General features: G+C 50.0%; 1 pseudogene. It reads left to right on the forward strand.

Annotated elements, in window-relative coordinates:
- Positions 1-232, forward strand: a pseudogene (locus ACYP03_RS28250) (AraC family transcriptional regulator); the annotation flags it as partial.

The following is a 232-nucleotide window of genomic DNA, read 5'->3' on the forward strand; positions in this document are numbered from 1 at the left end:
GGAATCAGAACATGGTTTTTCCGGTGTGGGTAACAATGAGATTCTGGTGCTGAATGTGTCTGTCAGTGACGCCGAACCCGACTATGGCGTTGAACGTATGCACAGGCTGTTCGAACAATCCTCCTACTTTCATCTTGATAATCAGGCGCAGACACTGATTCGTGCACTCTCAGCAGAAATGCAGGCTAACCCGGACGACTGGCTGTTGAGTAAAGCCTGTACGGATACCCTG

It is taken from the genome of Photobacterium sp. R1, from assembly GCF_054600795.1.